Annotated in this window: 20 protein-coding genes; 15 read left to right on the top strand and 5 right to left on the bottom strand. The window is 65.2% G+C overall.

Annotated features, from left to right (window positions below; genetic code table 11):
* Window position 1: 1 nt before the first annotated feature.
* The 10 genes from rpsH to CDQ92_RS02625 all read left to right on the top strand — a co-directional run bounded on the left by rpsH (window position 2) and on the right by CDQ92_RS02625 (window position 6135).
* The gene (gene rpsH / locus CDQ92_RS02670) at window positions 2-406 is read left to right on the top strand and encodes a 30S ribosomal protein S8 (RefSeq protein WP_088439824.1); all 405 of its coding nucleotides are present in this window, start codon (window positions 2-4) and stop codon (window positions 404-406) included.
* Entirely contained in the window at window positions 406-939 is a 534-nt protein-coding gene (rplF, locus tag CDQ92_RS02665) for a 50S ribosomal protein L6 (RefSeq protein ID WP_088439822.1), read from the top strand. The genes rpsH and rplF overlap by 1 nt, the downstream gene beginning before the upstream one ends.
* 3 nt (window positions 940-942) lie before the next feature.
* A complete protein-coding gene (gene rplR, locus CDQ92_RS02660) occupies window positions 943-1296 on the top strand; it encodes a 50S ribosomal protein L18 (RefSeq protein WP_088439820.1) in 354 nt (117 codons plus the stop codon).
* 1 nt (window position 1297) lies between these two features.
* Window positions 1298-2035 carry a 30S ribosomal protein S5 gene (rpsE, locus tag CDQ92_RS02655; protein WP_088439818.1) on the top strand — a complete coding sequence of 246 codons (738 nt, stop codon included), beginning with the start codon at window positions 1298-1300 and terminating at the stop codon, window positions 2033-2035.
* Window positions 2036-2039: 4 nt separating this feature from the next.
* Complete coding sequence (gene rpmD / locus CDQ92_RS02650) at window positions 2040-2225, top strand: 50S ribosomal protein L30 (RefSeq protein WP_088439816.1); 186 nt, start codon at window positions 2040-2042, stop codon at window positions 2223-2225.
* Between the two features lie 6 nt (window positions 2226-2231).
* A complete protein-coding gene (locus tag CDQ92_RS02645; RefSeq protein WP_088439814.1) occupies window positions 2232-2438 on the top strand; it encodes a DUF1737 domain-containing protein in 207 nt (68 codons plus the stop codon).
* A gap of 59 nt (window positions 2439-2497) precedes the next feature.
* A complete protein-coding gene (gene rplO, locus CDQ92_RS02640; protein ID WP_088439812.1) occupies window positions 2498-3025 on the top strand; it encodes a 50S ribosomal protein L15 in 528 nt (175 codons plus the stop codon).
* A 141-nt stretch (window positions 3026-3166) separates the two neighbouring features.
* A complete protein-coding gene (secY, locus tag CDQ92_RS02635; protein ID WP_088439810.1) occupies window positions 3167-4540 on the top strand; it encodes a preprotein translocase subunit SecY in 1374 nt (457 codons plus the stop codon).
* 48 nt (window positions 4541-4588) lie between these two features.
* Window positions 4589-5248: an adenylate kinase gene (locus CDQ92_RS02630; RefSeq protein WP_188682297.1), complete on the top strand. Its 660-nt coding sequence runs from the start codon at window positions 4589-4591 to the stop codon at window positions 5246-5248.
* Between the two features lie 182 nt (window positions 5249-5430).
* Window positions 5431-6135, top strand: a complete 705-nt coding sequence (locus tag CDQ92_RS02625; protein ID WP_088439808.1) for an RlpA-like double-psi beta-barrel domain-containing protein — start codon at window positions 5431-5433, stop codon at window positions 6133-6135.
* Between the two features lie 75 nt (window positions 6136-6210).
* On the opposite strand, the gene CDQ92_RS02620 is transcribed toward CDQ92_RS02625, so the two are convergent.
* Window positions 6211-6741, bottom strand: a complete 531-nt coding sequence (locus tag CDQ92_RS02620; RefSeq protein ID WP_088439806.1) for a YceD family protein — start codon at window positions 6739-6741, stop codon at window positions 6211-6213.
* Window positions 6738-7268 (bottom strand): ubiquinol-cytochrome C chaperone family protein, encoded by a 531-nt coding sequence (locus tag CDQ92_RS02615; protein ID WP_088439804.1) that lies wholly within the window; start codon window positions 7266-7268, stop codon window positions 6738-6740. The genes CDQ92_RS02620 and CDQ92_RS02615 overlap by 4 nt, the downstream gene beginning before the upstream one ends.
* A gap of 184 nt (window positions 7269-7452) precedes the next feature.
* On the opposite strand from CDQ92_RS02615, the gene CDQ92_RS02610 reads away from it, so the two are divergent.
* Window positions 7453-7938 (top strand): outer membrane protein assembly factor BamE, encoded by a 486-nt coding sequence (locus CDQ92_RS02610; RefSeq protein ID WP_088439802.1) that lies wholly within the window; start codon window positions 7453-7455, stop codon window positions 7936-7938.
* 52 nt (window positions 7939-7990) lie between these two features.
* Here the strand turns inward: CDQ92_RS02610 and CDQ92_RS02605 are convergent, their stop codons facing one another.
* Window positions 7991-10255 (bottom strand): NADP-dependent malic enzyme, encoded by a 2265-nt coding sequence (locus tag CDQ92_RS02605; protein WP_088439800.1) that lies wholly within the window; start codon window positions 10253-10255, stop codon window positions 7991-7993.
* Window positions 10256-10667: 412 nt separating this feature from the next.
* Between CDQ92_RS02605 and CDQ92_RS02600 the strand changes: the two genes are divergently transcribed.
* The 4 genes from CDQ92_RS02600 to CDQ92_RS02585 all read left to right on the top strand — a co-directional run bounded on the left by CDQ92_RS02600 (window position 10668) and on the right by CDQ92_RS02585 (window position 15651).
* Entirely contained in the window at window positions 10668-11570 is a 903-nt protein-coding gene (locus CDQ92_RS02600) for a helix-turn-helix domain-containing protein (protein WP_088439798.1), read from the top strand.
* A gap of 82 nt (window positions 11571-11652) precedes the next feature.
* Entirely contained in the window at window positions 11653-12747 is a 1095-nt protein-coding gene (gene pheS / locus CDQ92_RS02595) for a phenylalanine--tRNA ligase subunit alpha (RefSeq protein ID WP_088439796.1), read from the top strand.
* Entirely contained in the window at window positions 12744-15131 is a 2388-nt protein-coding gene (pheT, locus tag CDQ92_RS02590) for a phenylalanine--tRNA ligase subunit beta (protein WP_088439794.1), read from the top strand. The genes pheS and pheT overlap by 4 nt, the downstream gene beginning before the upstream one ends.
* Window positions 15132-15156: 25 nt before the next feature.
* Complete coding sequence (locus CDQ92_RS02585) at window positions 15157-15651, top strand: YdeI/OmpD-associated family protein (RefSeq protein ID WP_088439792.1); 495 nt, start codon at window positions 15157-15159, stop codon at window positions 15649-15651.
* Window positions 15652-15736: 85 nt separating this feature from the next.
* Here the strand turns inward: CDQ92_RS02585 and CDQ92_RS02580 are convergent, their stop codons facing one another.
* Both CDQ92_RS02580 and CDQ92_RS02575 read right to left on the bottom strand, forming a co-directional pair.
* Complete coding sequence (locus CDQ92_RS02580) at window positions 15737-16516, bottom strand: SDR family oxidoreductase (RefSeq protein WP_088439791.1); 780 nt, start codon at window positions 16514-16516, stop codon at window positions 15737-15739.
* Window positions 16513-16836, bottom strand: a complete 324-nt coding sequence (locus tag CDQ92_RS02575; protein ID WP_088439790.1) for a nuclear transport factor 2 family protein — start codon at window positions 16834-16836, stop codon at window positions 16513-16515. The genes CDQ92_RS02580 and CDQ92_RS02575 overlap by 4 nt, the downstream gene beginning before the upstream one ends.
* Window positions 16837-16854: the final 18 nt, after the last annotated feature.

Below are 16854 nucleotides of genomic sequence, written 5' to 3'. Positions count from 1 at the left end.
GATGGCAATGACCGATCCTTTGGGTGATATGCTCACCCGCATCCGCAACGGCCAGACGGCGAAGAAGGACAGCGTCCTGACGCCGGCCTCGACGCTGCGTGTCCGCGTTCTCGACGTCCTTCAGCGCGAAGGCTATATCCGTGGCTACAGCGAAGAAGCGCTGGGTGCCAAGGGCGAGCACAAGGGCATCCGCATCGAGCTGAAATATTTCGAAGGGCAGCCGGCGATCCGCCATGTGGCGCGCGTTTCGAAGCCCGGCCGCCGCATCTATTCGGGTTCGAAAGAACTGCCGATCGTGCGTAACGGCCTGGGCATCACCATCGTGTCGACCCCGCGCGGCGTCCTGTCGGACGCCGAGGCTCGCGAGCATAATGTCGGCGGCGAAGTGCTGGCGGAGGTGTTCTGATGTCACGCATTGGTAAAAAAGCAGTCGCGATCCCCAGCGGCGTCACCGCCGCGATCGATGGTGGCCAGCTGTCGGTCAAGGGTCCGAAGGGCACGCTCGCGATGCCGCTGTCTGACAACATCAAATATGAAGTTGGCGACGGCAGCATTTCGGTTCAGCCCGCGAACGCCACCCGCGAAGCTCGCGCCTTTTGGGGCATGCAGCGCACGCTGGTTCAGAACCTGATTACGGGCGTGACCGAGGGCTTCACCAAGGTGCTCGAAATCACCGGTGTCGGCTATCGCGCCAATTCGCAGGGCAAAAATCTTAAGCTGCAGCTCGGCTACAGCCATGATGTCGATTTCGCGGTGCCGGAAGGCATCGAGATCAAGACGCCCGATAACACCACGATCGAGATCAGCGGCATCGACAAGCAGCAGGTTGGTCAGGTTGCAGCGGAAATTCGCCGCTGGCGTAAGCCGGAGCCCTATAAGGGCAAGGGCATCAAATATCGCGGCGAGTACATCTTCCGCAAAGAAGGCAAGAAGAAGTAAGCCATGGCACATCTTACCCAATTCGAAAAACGCCGTCAGCGCGTTCGTACCGCCCTCCGCAAGCGGGCCGGTGGGCGTGCGCGCCTGTCGGTGCACCGTTCGGGCCGGCATATCTATGCTCAGCTTATCGATGATGCCGCCGGCCAGACGCTGGCTGCGGCTTCGACGCTGGACAAGGATGTCCGCGGCAAGACCGGCGCGACCACCGCGGCGGCTGCCGACGTTGGCAAGCGCCTCGCCGCTGCCGCCAAAAAGGCGGGTGTGACGCAGGTCGTGTTCGACCGCGGCGGTTTCCTGTTCCACGGGCGCATCAAGGCGCTGGCCGACGCGGCTCGCGAAGGCGGATTGGAGTTCTAATATGGCTGACGAAAACACCACAGGGCAGGGCAACCAGCCCGAAGCGGTTCTGGCACCCGAAACGACCAACGCTGATGTGACGGGCCAGGCTCCTCCGCGCCGCGGTCGTGGCGGCGGCGCTGGCGGGCCGGGTGGCAACCGTGGCGGCCGTGACGGTGGCCGTGGTCGCCGCGACGATCGTCGTCCGCGTGACGATGACGGCGGCGAAGAGCTGATCGAAAAGCTCGTCCACATTAACCGCGTGTCGAAGACGGTGAAGGGCGGCAAGCGCTTCGGTTTCGCTGCGCTCGTCGTGGTTGGCGATGGCAAGGGCCGCGCCGGTTTCGGTCATGGCAAGGCACGCGAAGTGCCCGAAGCCATTTCCAAGGCGACCGCTGCCGCCAAGAAGTCGATGATCCGCGTTCCGCTCCGCGATGGCCGCACGCTGCACCATGATGGCCGCGGCCATTTCGGCGCTGGCCTCGTCACGGTTCGCTCGGCGCCCGCCGGTACCGGCATCATCGCCGGTGGCCCGATGCGCGCCGTGTTCGAATCGCTGGGCGTGGCGGATGTCGTGACCAAGTCGAACGGCACCTCGAACCCCTATAACATGATCCGCGCGACCTTTGAGGCGCTCGGCGAACAGACCAGCCCCAAGTCGGTCGCGCAGCGTCGCGGCAAGAAGGTGTCGGATCTGATCAAGCGCGGCGGTGCATCCGACCGTGCAGCCGAAGCCGAGGCCGCGGCGGTGACGGAGTAAGATCATGGCTGACAAGAAGATCAAGATTCGCCAGATCGGTTCGCCGATCCGTCGGCCGAGCAGCCAGCGCGCCATCCTGACCGGCCTCGGCCTGGGCAAGATGCACCGCGAGGTCGAACTGGTCGACACCCCCGAAGTGCGTGGCATGATCCGCAAGCTGCCGCACATGGTGGAAGTCGTCGAGGGCTAAAGTGCGGTGAAGCTCTACCGCCTGTTGACCGGTCCCGACGATAGCGCGTTCTGCGCCCGCGTCGAAGGAATGCTCAACCGGGGTTGGCAGCTCCACGGCAGCCCGTCGATCACCAGTGTTGATGGCCGCGGCTATGTCGCCCAGGCCATCGTGATGGAAAAGGCCGGGGCGTATCCCGGCTTTCAACCATCGAGTGAAATTGAACCGGACTGAACGCCTTTCCCCGGAATGCGGCAGTCCATAGCGCGACCACAGCGAAAGCGAGTGCAACCATGACGATCAAACTGAACGAACTTCGTGACAACAACGGCGCCCGCAAGGGCCGCATGCGCGTCGGACGCGGCATCGGCTCGGGCAAGGGCAAGACCGCCGGCCGCGGCCAAAAGGGTCAGAAGGCCCGCAGCGGCGTCGCGATCAACGGCTTCGAAGGCGGCCAGATGCCGCTTCACATGCGTATCCCGAAGCGCGGCTTCAACAACATCTTTGGCAAGGACTTTGCGATCGTCAATCTGGGCATGATCCAGAAGCTGGTCGACGCAAAGAAGCTCGATGCCAAGGCTGTGATCGATCACGCCGCTCTCAAGGCTGCTGGTGTGGCCCGCGGCGGCAAGGACGGCGTCCGCCTCCTCGCCAAGGGTGAATTTACCGCCAAGCTCAACTTCGCCGTTGCCGGTGCTTCGAAGGGCGCGATCGAAGCGGTCGAAAAGGCCGGTGGCAAGGTCGAACTGCCCGAGGCCAAGCCCGAAGGCGAAGGCAAGAAGGCCACGCGCAAAGCCGCAGCGGCTGCCAAGAAGAACTAATGTCTTTGGGGGCGGGCGGCATTGGGCCGCGCCGCCCCCGACGCATTTGAATCGGGCCTTTCCCCTTGCGCTTCGTGACCTCCGAACGCACATAGGCGCCGGGTCGCGGGGGGCGCGGTCCGGAACCCGAGGAAAATACCCATGGCCTCTCGCGCCGATCAGCTTGCTTCCAATCTGAACTTTTCGAAATTCGGCAAGGCGACCGAACTCAAGAACCGCATCTGGTTCACGATCGGCGCGCTGATCGTCTTCCGCTTCCTGTCGTTCGTCCCGCTTCCCGGGGTCGATCCCGTCGCGCTGTCGACGCTGTACAGCCAGGCTGCCTCGGGCGGCGTCCTCGACATTTTCAACACTTTCTCGGGCGGCAGCCTGGAGCGCATGAGTATCATCGCGCTCGGCGTCATGCCCTACATCACCGCCTCGATCGTTGTGCAGCTGGCCGCGGCGTTGTCGCCCAGCCTTGCCGCCCTCAAGAAAGAAGGCGAAAGCGGGCGCAAGAAACTCAACCAATATACCCGCTACGGAACCGTCTTCCTGACCGCGATCCAGGGTTATTTCATCGCCGTCGGGCTAGAAACGCTTGGCGCCAGCCAGGGCATTGCCGCCGTTGTCGACCCCGGGATGATGTTCCGCGTCGGCGCCGTGATCAGCATCGTCGGCGGTACCCTGTTCCTGATGTGGCTCGGCGAACAGATCACCGCGCGCGGGATCGGCAACGGCGTGTCGCTGATCATCATGGCGGGGATCCTTGCGCAGCTGCCGCGCAGCTTTGGGCAGATGTTCACCCAGGTGCGCGAAGGATCGATGGGCGGCGGCACCGTGGTCGCAGTGTTCGCCGGTGCGATCCTGATCATCGCCTTCATCGCCTTCATGGAACGCGCCCAGCGCCGCGTCCTCGTTCAATATCCCAAGCGCGCAACGCAGCGCGGCGGGATGCAGGCAGACCGCAGCCATCTGCCGCTCAAGGTCAACACCGCCGGCGTCATCCCGCCGATCTTTGCCTCGTCGCTGCTGCTGATGCCACTGACGGTCACCCAGATGATGGGCAATAATGTCCAGAGCGACACCGCGACCGGTGATTTCCTGATCACGCTGAACCAGTATCTGGCGCACGGTCAGCCGCTCTACATGGCGCTCTATGCCGCGGGTATCATCTTCTTCTGCTTCTTCTACGTCGCGGTCGTCTTCAATCCCGAAGAAACCGCCGACAATCTGAAGCGCCAGAACGGCTTCATTCCGGGCATCCGTCCCGGCAAGAACACTGCCGCCTATCTCGACCATGTGCTGACGCGCATCACCGTGCTCGGTGCAGCCTATCTCGCGGCGATCTGTCTCGTCCCCGAATATTTCATCGCCCAGTCGGGTCTGCCCTTCGCACTCGGCGGCACCAGTCTGCTGATTATCGTCAACGTGACGATCGACACGATCAGCCAGATCCAGAGCCACATGCTGGCGCATCAATATGGCGATCTAATCAAAAAGGCCAAATTGAAGGGCGGCGTTGCGCGGCGCTAACGCGCCCGCTACGGCAACTGCGATACGGCAGAGGCAACAGGGGCTTCCATGACGCTGAATATTATTTTGCTCGGTCCGCCGGGGGCGGGCAAGGGAACGCAGGCGGTGCGGCTCGAGGACGAGCATGGCATGGTCCAGCTGTCGACCGGCGACATGCTGCGCGCTGCGGTCAAGGCGGGAACGCCGATCGGGGTTCAGGCCAAGGCAGTGATGGACGCGGGCGAGCTGGTGTCGGACGAAATCGTCTCGGGTCTGATCGGCGAACGGCTCGACCAGCTTGGCGACGATGTTTCAGTGATCTTCGACGGCTACCCGCGCACCGCGGCGCAAGCCGACGCGCTCGACACGATCCTCAGCGATCGTGGCCGCAAGCTCGACCATGTCATCGAACTTCTGGTCGAAGAAGACGCGCTTGTCGATCGCATCACCGGGCGTTTTTCCTGTGGCAATTGCGGCGCGGGCTATCACGATCGCTACAAACTACCCAAAGTCGCGGACACCTGCGATCAGTGCGGCGGCCACGACTTCAAGCGTCGTCCCGACGACAATGAGGAAACGGTGCGCACGCGCATGGCCGAATATCGCGCCAAGACCGCGCCGATCCTGCCGATCTACGACGCGCGCGGCATCGTGACGCGGGTCGATGGCATGGCACCGATCGATCAGGTCAACGACGCGATCGAAGCGGTCCTGACGCCTGCTGGCTAACACCCGCGCTTGATCGTCATTGCGCGAGGGTCCCTTCGGCTGGTTGGCCAGCCAGCCGCTCAGGATAAACCGTGACTCGGTCACGGCCCCGTGGCAATCCAGCGCGGTGCAGGGCCGCCCGGGATTGCTTCGCTTTGCTCGCAATGACGAAGTCCGGTTGCGGCAAGGGGGGGGGACGGGTGATGAATTTCAAAGCAATAGTGGCGGCGGCAATCTCAGCAACGGCTGGACTGGCTCTGGCGCCCGCCGCGACCGCCAAGGTCGTCGACCAGAGCGAGGCGGGTTTCACCGTCGCGCACACCGCGCAGGTCACCGCGACCCCCGCCGATGTGTGGAAAATGCTTCGCATGCCGCAGAACTGGTGGTCGAAAGATCACAGCTGGTCGGGCGACGCCGCGAACTTCTGGCTCGATTCGCAGGCGGGCGGCTGCTTCTGCGAAAAATTGCCTGACACCGGCGCGGGGGTCGGCAGCGTCCAGCATGCTCGGGTGTTGTTTTCGAAACCCGGCCAGCTACTCCGCCTGTCGGGTGCCTTCGGACCGCTGCAGGGCGAGGCGCTGAACGGCACGCTGACGATCCAGATCAAGGAAACCCCAACCGGCAGTGCGCTTCGCTTCGACTATGTCGTGGGGGGGTATATGCGCTTCAAGGTCGCCGACATCGCGCCCGCGGTTGACCAGGTGATCGGCGAACAATTGCTGGGGCTGGCCAATGCGCTGGGTGGTGCTTTGCCGCCGTCGCGTGAAGAAAAGGCGGCTGCGGCGGCTGAGGGTGCGGCCAAGCCTGCCACCGAAACGCCGCCCGCAGATGATGAGCCGGGTCTCGACGCCGCGGTCGCCGATCTCGTCGAGGACGAGCTGAAGGCCGAGCCCGAAGGCCGCCGCTAAGCGTCGAGGCCAGAATGTGATCCGGTCGCCCTTCGACAAGTTCAGCACAAACGGATTGGGATCAATGTGCTGCCTTTAGAGGTTGGGCGTCCCGCTCAGCTTTGCCAGCGCCGCAAACGGCCCCGCAGCCTCTTCGCTCAGCACGCCCTTTTCCGCCAGCACGCGGTGGGCGTCGGGGTGGCGCGGAAAGGGATCGAGCGCGAGCGACAACGTCTGCACCGCCGCTTCGCCCAGATCGACGCGGTCGCCGTCGAGCGGCAGCAGGTCGCAATCCTCGCTGCTGATCTCAATCTCTTCCTCGGCATCAACCGGCGCGTCGATGTCGCGCAGGAAGCGCAGGTCGAACGGCTCGCTCAGCCTCGCCGGGACCGGCAGCCCGGTCGCGGCGCACGGCTGGACGACGCTGGCGTCGACCGTGCCTTTGGCACCGATGCCGCCCGCGACGGTGCGGATCTCGGCGGTGACGGCAAAGCGATCGACCGCGATCAACTCCAGCCGCTGCGCGATCCGCGTGCGCGCCTCGGCACCGGCCTCGACCGCGACCGAACGCCCCTGCGCCGCGTCGGCCAGCGTCAGGATCAGCGAAAATTCGGGTGCGTCGCTCACGTCGCGGCTCCGTCCAGCCGATCCGCGACAATCAACTCGGGCACCGGCGTCGCTGCCAGCGCCGCGCGCAGTTTCGCAACCTCGGCCATGACATGCGCCAGCCCCGCCGCGTCAGGCTCGTTACCGCGCCACAAGTTGCGAACCAGCGCGGCGCGCAGTTCCTCCGACCCGTCGGCAGCGCGATAAACGCCGAGCCGTCCGCCGAGCGCACCGACCATTCGCCCGATCTGTTTGCCGACGACCATGTCGCCAAAGCCGATCTGGCGCATCTGGCCGTCCATGTCGGTGACGAACAATTCGGTCAATTCGACCCCGGCGCGGGCCTGCGCGGGGTCTTCGTCGATGCGGTGAAGGACAAGTGCGAGCACCAGGCTGACCATGTCGAAGCGACCATCGAGCGTGTCAGGGACACCGCCCGACGCATACCAGTGCGGCGCGCGCGCGGTCGCCACCACGGCATTCCACAGCGGGCGACGCGCCTCACGCGGGTCTGGCTGCGAGCGAAAGAGATTGCGAAGTGAGAACATGCGCCCCGCTTAGGCGCAATCGGCGCCGCGGAAAAGGGGTGGCAGCGCGCCGGGCCGGTCAGCTTCTGGCAAGCTTTGCCGCGCCACAAGCAGCTTGTGCGCCGCGTCCGCTTGCGGTTAAGAGGCGCGTGAGCCAGCGCCGACCGCCGACAGAAGCGGTGGACCGGCGCAACGGAGATTATTGATGTCGAATTTCAACTTTTCGCTTGCCGCCCCTCGCGCGCGCCTGATCGCCCTTGGCGTCCTCGTCGCGGTGGCGGCCACCGGCTGTTCGCAGCTCAAGGGTCGGCAGGGCTATGTCGTCGATCCGCTGCTGACCAGCGCGATCACCCCCGGCGTCGACAACCGCGAATCGGTCGAAAAGACGCTCGGTCGCCCGACCTTCGTCGGCCAGTTCAGCGACAATGAATATTATTATGTCTCGCGCGAAACGCGCCAGCTCGCCTTTGCCAAGCCGCGCCCGATCGATCAGCAGGTGCTGCGCGTCCGCTTCGATACCGCGGGCAATGTCGCGGCAGTCGACCGCACCGGGCTGGAACTGGTGAGCCGGATCAGCCCCGAAGGCGACAAGACCCCGACGCTGGGCCGCGAGCGCAGCTTCTTTGAAGATATCTTCGGCAATATCGGCGCGGTCGGTGCGCCGGGTGCGGGTGCGCCCACGGGGCAGTAAGCATATACGCCAATCCCTCCCCATCGCTGCGCGACAGGGAGGATTAAAGAAACTACTGCGCGATCCCGCCCGCCGCCAGCACCGCCAGCGTGACCAGATCCGAAGCCGGCGACGCCATGGTCGCGACCTGCACCGGATGTTCCATCCCGACCAGCATCGGGCCGATAACGGCACCGCCGCCCAGTTCGCGCATCAGCTTTGCCGACAGGTTCGCCGATTGCAGCCCAGGCATGACCAGCACGTTCGCTGGTCCTGACAGGCGGCAGAACGGATATTTCGCCATCACCTTTTCATTCAGCGCGACGTCGGGCGCCATTTCGCCTTCATATTCGAAACCTGGCTTGCGCTGGTCGAGGATTGCCACCGCATCGCGAATATTGTCGAGCCAGCTGCCCGGCGGATTACCAAAGGTCGAATAGGACAGGAACGCGACGCGCGGTTCATGCCCCATCCGCCGCGCGACCTGCGCGGTGCGTTCGGCAATATCGGCGAGCATTTCAGCGCTCGGCCGCTCGTTGACCGTGGTGTCGGACATAAAGATCGTCTGATGCTGGCCAACCAGCACATGGATGCCGAACGGCGTCTTGCCCTCGGCATGGTCGATCACCCGCCGCACTTCGCGCATTGTCTGCGAATAGGTGCGCGTGACCCCGGTGATCATCGCATCGCCCAGCCCAAGCTTGAGCAACAGCGAGCCAAAGATGTTGCGGTCGCGGTTGACCATCCGCTCGACATCGCGGCGCAGGTATCCGCGCCGTTGCAGGCGCTCGTACAAAATCTCAACCATCTGAGGCACATGCGGCGAATTGACGCTGTTGTGGACCTCATAACTTTCGGGGTCGGCGACCCCCATCTCCTTCAGTTTGTCGCGCAGCCCCTCGCGCCCGACCAGCACCGGGGTGCCATAGCCGCCATCGCGGAACTGGATCGCGGCGCGCAGCACAACCTCTTCCTCACCCTCGGCAAACACCACCCGCTTCGGATTGGCGCGCGCCGCTTCATAGGCGAGCGTCAGCACCGACGTCGTCGGGTTGAGCCGCGCGCGGAGCGAGGTGCGATAGGCGTCGAGATCGGCGATCGGTTTCTGCGCGACCCCCGTTTCCATCGCCGCCTTGGCGACGGCGGCGGGGACGATTTCCATCAGCCGCGGGTCAAAGGGGGAGGGGATGATATATTCGGGGCCAAAGCTCGACGCGCGCCCGCCATAAGCCGCGGCGACCTCTTCGGGCACCTGCTGGCGCGCGAGGTCGGCGATCGCGTAGGCGGCGGCGATCTTCATCTCTTCGTTGATCGCGGTCGCGCGGACGTCGAGCGCGCCGCGGAAGATGAAGGGGAAGCACAGGACATTGTTGACCTGGTTCGGAAAGTCCGACCGCCCGGTCGCGATGATCGCGTCGGGCCGCGCCGCGCGTGCGTCGGGGGGCGAAATTTCGGGATCGGGGTTTGCCATTGCAAAAATGATCGGCGCGGGGGCCATGTCCTTGACCATCGCGGGCTTGAGCGCGCCTGCCGCCGACAGGCCCAGGAACACGTCGGCGCCAACGAGCGCTTCGGTCAGGTCGCGCGCTTCGGTCGGCACCGCATGCGCAGATTTCCACTGATCCATGCCTTCGAGGCGGCCCTGATAGATGGTGCCCTTGCGGTCGCACATGATGACATTTTCGTGCCGCACCCCCATCGATTTGATCAGCGACGTACAGGCGATGGCGGCGGCGCCGGCGCCGTTGACGACGACCTTGACCGTCGCGAGGTCGCGCCCGGTCAGGTAACAGGCGTTGATCAGCCCCGCGGCAGTGATGATCGCGGTGCCATGCTGATCGTCATGGAACACCGGGATGTTCATCTTTTCCTTCAGCGCCTGCTCGATGATGAAGCAGTTGGGCGCCGCTATGTCTTCGAGGTTGATGCCGCCAAAGCTCGGCGCGAGCAGTTCGACCGCTTCGATGAAGCGCTGGGGATCTTCGGTATCGACCTCGAGATCGATCGAATCGACGTCGGCAAAGCGCTTGAACAGCACCGCCTTGCCCTCCATCACCGGCTTCGAGGCGAGCGCGCCCAGATTGCCAAGACCCAGGATTGCGGTGCCGTTCGAAATCACCGCGACCAGATTGCCCTTGATCGTGTAATCATAGGCCTTGGCGGGATCTTCGGCGATCGCCAGCACCGGGACGGCAACTCCGGGCGAATAGGCGAGGCTCAGGTCGCGCTGCGTCGCCATCGGTTTCGAAGCGACGATCTCGATTTTCCCGGGCCGACCATGTTCGTGATAGAGCAGGGCCTCGCGGTCCGAAAACTGCACCTTGCTGCCGCTGTCCATCATCCATCCCCTATCCAAATTGTCCGGCGCGCGCCCGAACCCATTCCCTAACGTCACCGGCGGCGATTGTAACCCCGCCAATATGGTGATCTGGTGGTCGGCGTCGGCTCTCAATCCCAAAGCCTCCGCTGCCCGCGTCAGAAACGAAGAAGCGGCACGGAGCTTTCGCTCCGCGCCGCTTCGACAAGGGTTCCATTGGGAACCATCGCCCCCCCGCCCGTTCCGAAAAGCCGTGGGTCGCAGAAAGCTGCCGGCCGGGTGAAGTTCACAAATTCATTGTCCGTTGGAGAGCTTCTCCAAAGGAGGTGGGCGCAACTATGAAGAAGTTGGGGCATAGAAAATTGTACAAACCCGACAAGGAATAGCGTCAAAATATTGTTTTTCGTCGTTAATGCTCGTTAGAGGGAGATTGATGTCCGAACCCAGCGCGCCCGAGCCTGAACCGACCGACGTCCGAATCGCCACCCGTTTCTTTGCGGTGTCGCCGGCGCTGCGTCCCTATCTCAGCACCATCTATCTGACCGAAGTGTCAGTGCCGGCGGGCAGTCGCGTCGCCGACTATCTCCATCCCGAATGGGCTAACCTGCGCTTTATCGAAGGTGAGCTGCCGCTGGCGTCCCTTGGCGGCGCCCCGGCGGTTACAACGCCGCGCTTTGTGGCCACCGGCCCGACCAGCACCGCAAGCTATTTCGCCGCCGGCAATATGCGCGTGTGGGGGATCGGGATCGTCCCGATGGGCTGGGCGAAATTCATCCCGCTGGCCGCCGACGATCTGGCCGACCGCTTTTGCGACGCCGCGGCGCACCCCGCCTTTGCTGCCTTCGTCTCGCTCGGCGAAACCTTGCGCGGGGTGAATGACGTCGATGCCGCCGCGGCGATGATCGACGCCCATTTCTGCGCTTTGCTGGGGGACGCACCGCCCGACGACCCCGCAATCCTCGCGGCGCACCGTGCGCTGGTTGACCATGACCTGTCGACCGTCGCCGACCTGTCGGCCAAGCTGGGGCTATCCGAACGCTCGGTCGAGCGGCTCAGCCACCGCGCCTTCGGCTTTTCGCCCAAGCTGCTGCTGCGGCGCCAGCGTTTCCTGCGCTCACTGGCGCGCTTCATGCTCGACCCGTCGATGGCGTGGATCGATACGATGGATCACCATTATTACGATCAGGCGCAGTTCACGCGCGACTTCACCAAATTCATGGGGATGAGCCCGCGCGAATATGCCGCGCGGCCCAAGCCGATCCTGGGCGCTGCCGCCAAAGCCCGCGCCGCCGCCGCCGGCGCCGCGGTACAAGGGCTGCACAAGCCCGGGAGTTGACCCGCCAAGGGCTTGACCCATGCATCGCCTTCGGTGCAAGCGGCGGCGCGGGCGAAGCGCGGCCGCTGCAGGACGAGAAACGATGAGCGATATTCAGGCGATCCAGACCCGGCTGGTCGACGACATAGCGGCGGCGGGCGATCTCGACGCGCTCGAGGCGCTGCGCGTCGCGGCGCTGGGCAAGGCGGGCAGCATTACCGCACTGCTCAAATCGCTGGGCGGCATGACGCCCGACGAGCGGCAGGCGCAGGGGCCGCAGATCCACACGCTGCGCGAAGCCGTGACCGCGGCGCTTGCCAACCGCAAAGCCGCGCTCGACGCCGCGGCGCTCGACATCAAGCTCGCCGCCGAGGCAATCGATATGTCGCTGCCCGCCGATGCCGCGCCGCGCGGCAGCGTCCATCCGGTCAGTCAGGTGATGGACGAACTCGCCGAGATCTTTGCCGACATGGGCTTTGCCGTCGCGACCGGTCCCGAGATCGAGGACGACTGGCGCAATTTCACCGCGCTCAACATTCCCGAGACGCATCCGGCGCGGGCGATGCATGATACGTTCTATTTCCCCGACACCGACGCCGAGGGCCGAGCGATGCTGCTGCGCACCCATACCTCGCCGGTGCAGATCCGCACGATGATGTCGCAAGAACCGCCGATCCGGATCATAGCCCCCGGCCGCGTCTATCGCAGCGACAGCGACGCAACGCACACGCCGATGTTTCACCAGGTGGAAGGTCTCGTCATCGACCGCGGTATTCATATGGGGCATCTGAAGTGGACGCTCGAGACGTTCCTGAAGGCCTATTTCGAGCGCGACGACATCGTGCTGCGGCTGCGCCCGAGCTATTTCCCCTTCACCGAACCGTCGGCCGAGGTCGACGTCGGTTACAAGCAGGAAAAGGGGCGCCGCATCGTGGGCGGGCATGGCGACGATGATGGCCATGCGTGGATGGAGCTGCTCGGCAGCGGGATGGTCAACCGCCGCGTGATCGCGAACTGCGGGCTCGATCCCGATGAATGGCAGGGCTTTGCCTTCGGGGTCGGAGTCGACCGCCTGGCGATGCTGAAATATGGCATGGACGATTTGCGCGCCTTCTTCGACGGCGATCTGCGCTGGCTCAGCCACTATGGATTCGGGGCGCTGAGTGTCCCAACGCTGAGCGGGGGGATTTCGGCATGAAGATCACCCTCGACTGGCTCAAAGAGCATCTGGACACATCCGCGAGCGTCGACGACGTGGTCGCCACCCTCAACCGGATCGGCCACGAGGTCGAAAGCGTCGAGAACCCGGCCGACAAGCTCAAAGGCTTCCGCGTCGCCAAAGTGCTGACCGCCGAGAAACATCCTCAGGCCGACAAATTGCAGGTGCTGACCGTCGATACCGGCGACGGCGGCGCGGCGCTGACCGTGGTGTGCGGCGCCCCGAATGCGCGCGCGGGGCTGATCGGTGTGCTCGGGCTGCCCGGCGCGGTGGTGCCCGCGAACGGCATGGAGCTGAAGGTCGCCGCTGTGCGCGGGGTCGAATCGAACGGCATGATGTGCTCGTCGCGCGAGCTGGAGCTGGGCGACGACCATGACGGGATCATCGAACTGCCCGAGAACGCGCCCGTGGGGACCAGCTTTGCCGATTATAGCGGCGCGGGTGACCCGGTGATCGACATTTCGATCACCCCGAACCGGCAGGATTGCATGGGCGTGCGTGGGATTGCGCGCGACCTCGCCGCCGCGGGCCTTGGCACGTTGAAGCCGCTCGACGTCCCGACGATCATCGGCGAGGGTGAGCCCGCGACCGAAATCCGGACGGACGATACCGAGGGCTGCCCCGCCTTTTACGGCCGCACGATCAGCGGCGTCGCCAACGGCACCGCGCCCGAATGGATGCGTCGCCGCCTCGCAGCGATCGGGCAGCGCTCGATCTCGGCGCTCGTCGACATCAGCAATTATGTGATGTTCGACCTGGGCCGTCCCAGCCATATCTATGACCGCGTCAAGTTGACCGGTCCGCTTGTCGCGCGCCGTGCCAAGGCGGGCGAGACGGTCACCGCGCTCAATGGCAAGGATTATACGCTCACCGACACGATGACGGTGATCGCAGACGACATCGGCGTGCACGACATCGCCGGAATCATGGGCGGCGAGCATTCGGGTTGCAGCGAGACGACGAGCGATGTGCTGATCGAGGTCGCCTATTTCACCCCCGAACGAATCGCGCTGACCGGGCAGGCGCTGGCGCTCACCAGCGACGCGCGCAGCCGTTTTGAGCGCGGGGTCGATCCGGCGTTTCTGGACGACGCGGCTGCGATCGTGACCGCGCATGTGCTGGCGATCTGCGGCGGCACCCCCTCTGCAGTCACCCGCGCCGGGGCGCCGCCCGCCGAGGTGAAGACGGTCGATTACGATCCCGCGCTGTCGGCGACGCTGGGCGGCATCGCGATCGCGCCCGAGCGGCAGCTGGAGATTTTGGCTGCGCTGGGGTTCACCGTCATCGAACAGGGCGGCCGTTGGCAGGTCGCCGTACCGAGCTGGCGCCGTGACATCGATGGCGCCCCCGATCTGGTCGAGGAAGTCACGCGCATCACCGGCTTCGACGCGATCGCATCGGTGCCGCTCCCGCGCAGCGACGGCGTGGCCAAACCGACCGCGACCGCCGAACAGATGCTCGAGCGCCGTATGCGCCGCGCCGCGGCGGCGGCGGGTTTCCACGAAGCGGTGACCTGGTCATTCATCAGCGACCGCGATGCGGCGCCATTCGGCGGCGGCGCCTGGTCGCTCGCCAATCCGATCAGCGAAGATCTGAAGGTCATGCGCCCGTCGCTGCTCCCCGGCCTGCTCGCCGCGGCGCAGCGCAACCAGAACCGCGGCGCCGACAGTATTCGCCTGTTCGAAATCGGGCGGCGTTACCTGTCCGATGCCGAGCATCCGACGCTGGCCGTGTTGATGGCCGGCGACAAGCGCGCGCGCGGGTGGCAGGCGGGCAAGGCCGCGCCGTTCGACGCGTTCGACGCCAAGGCCGCGGCGCTGGCATTGCTCGACGCTGCGGGCGCGCCCGCCGACCGCTTGCAGGTGATGGACGCGGTGAGCGAGGGCAGCATCTGGCACCCTGGCCAGTCGGCGACGCTGAGGCTCGGCCCCAAGGCGGTGCTCGCCGAATTCGGCGCGCTCCACCCGCTGCTAACCCGCCATTTCGATGTCGACGGCCCGGTGATGGCGGTGCAGATATTCCTGGATGCGATCCCGGCAAAGCGCGCCAGCGGCCCCGCGCGCGCGGCGTTCACCCCGCCCACGCTGCAATCGGTGCGCCGCGACTTCGCGTTCCTGGCTCCGGCCAGCCTGACGGCCGCCGAGCTGGTGCGCGCGATCCGCGGCGCCGACAAGGCGAGCATCGTGGATGCCCGCCTGTTCGACCGCTTCACCGGCCAGGGCGTGCCCGAGGGGCAGGTGAGCTTGGCGGTCGAGGTGGAGTTGCAGCCGGTCGAGAAGAGCTTCACCGACGCCGAGCTGAAGGCGATTGCCGACAAGGTGGTCGCGGCGGCGGCGAAGGTTGGGGCGGTGCTGCGGGGGTGATGCTCGCTTGGGCAGCCGGTCAGCCATGAAGTTCACGGCCCAAATCGAGCTGCGGGGTATCAACCCCTATGTGATGGTCAGCGAAGCGCGGGCGCAGCAGATCCGGCCTGATTGGAAACGGCCAATCCCGGTGATGGTGCAGGTGAACGGTCAGCCCGAACCGCCCGCGCGCGTCAATATGATGCCCGCGGGGGACGGCAGCTTCCTGCTCTATCTCAACGGCCCGATCCGCAAGGCGTCAGTCACCACGGTTGGCGACACCGTCGAAGTGAGCGTGGCGTTCGACGACAGCTATCGCGGCGGTCCCGAGCACGCGATGCCGGCCGAATTTGCCGCGCGCCTTGACGCCAACCCGGTCGCCAAGGCGCGATGGGACCAGTTGTCGCCGAGCCTGCAGAAAGAGATGCTGCGCTATTTCGCCCGGCTGAAGTCCGACGAGGCCCGCACCCGCAATATCGAGCAAGCGCTAAACGTGCTGAACGGCGCGAAGGACCGTTTCATGGCGCGCGCCTGGAACTGACCGGTCGGCCCGACGCCGATGCCTTGGGCGTAGCAGTCGGATCCGACCTTTTCGCTCCGCGCTCCAATCGACAGCTGAACATCGATCATACTGTCGGGATGGTCCCGCCGTCGATCACATATTCGGTCCCGGTTATCGACGCGGCGCGGTCCGATACGAGGAAGGCGATCAGGTTGGCGACGTCTTCGGGCTTTGCGGGGCGGCCCAGCGGGATGCCGCCGAGCGAAGCCATGATCATCGCCTTGCCGCCTGCATAATCGGTCCCCGCCTCGCGCGCGACGCGCTCGGCGAGCTGCACCGAGGCTTCGGTTTCGATCCAGCCCGGGGCGATGCGGACGACGCGCACGCCCTGTGGCGCGACCTCTTTCGACAAGGCCTTGCTGTAGGTCGACAGCGCCGCCTTGGCTGCGGCATAGCCGGTCGTCGCTTCGGGCAATGGCAATAAGCGCTGGATCGACGAGACATGGACGACGACGCCCGACCTCTGCGCGGTCATCGCGGGGACGAGCGCGCGGTCGAGCCGAACGGCGGGAAACAGGTTGAGCGCAAGCTCGCGCTCCCAATGCGCGTCGGTGAGCGCGGCAAAGCCGCCGCCCGGGGCCGACGAGCCGCCAAGCATATGGACGAGAATGTCGATGCCGCCCAGCCGGTCGAGCGCGGCGGCGGCGACGCGCTCGCACCCTTCGGCCGTCGTCAGATCGGCAGCGATGAACATGGCGTCGGATCTGTCATCGGGCGCGTTGCGGGCGACCGTGAACACCGCCGCGCCGAGTTCGCGGAGCAAATCGGCGGTAGCCTTGCCCGCGCCCTTCGTCCCCGATGTGACGAGCGCGCGCTTGCCGACGAGCGACAGAAAGCTGGTCATGGTAGAATCTCCAGCTCGGCGATGCGATCTTCCGCCAGCACAAAATGATAGGTGAGGGTTGCCGGGCTGGTCGGGAAATTGCCGGTCACCGTTGCCCGAACGCTGATTCTGCGGCCTTCGGTTTTGATCTCAAACGGTGCCGCCTGATGCGCAAATTGCTGTTTGGCGTCGCGCCACCATGAATCGATGTCCGCATGGCCGTAGTACGAACGACCCTCGTCCTGCACGAGCGCATCGGGGGCAAAGGCGGTCATCAGGGCGGCGGTGTCGTCGCGCTGGTCGGCGTCGAAATAGGTTTGAACGGGATGGGGTAGTTGCATGGCGAGTCTCCGGTCTTT

Source organism: Sphingopyxis bauzanensis, from assembly GCF_002205675.1.
GTDB classification, from domain to species: Bacteria; Pseudomonadota; Alphaproteobacteria; order Sphingomonadales; family Sphingomonadaceae; genus Sphingopyxis; species Sphingopyxis bauzanensis.
This window is presented reverse-complemented; position numbering and strand designations above follow the sequence as displayed.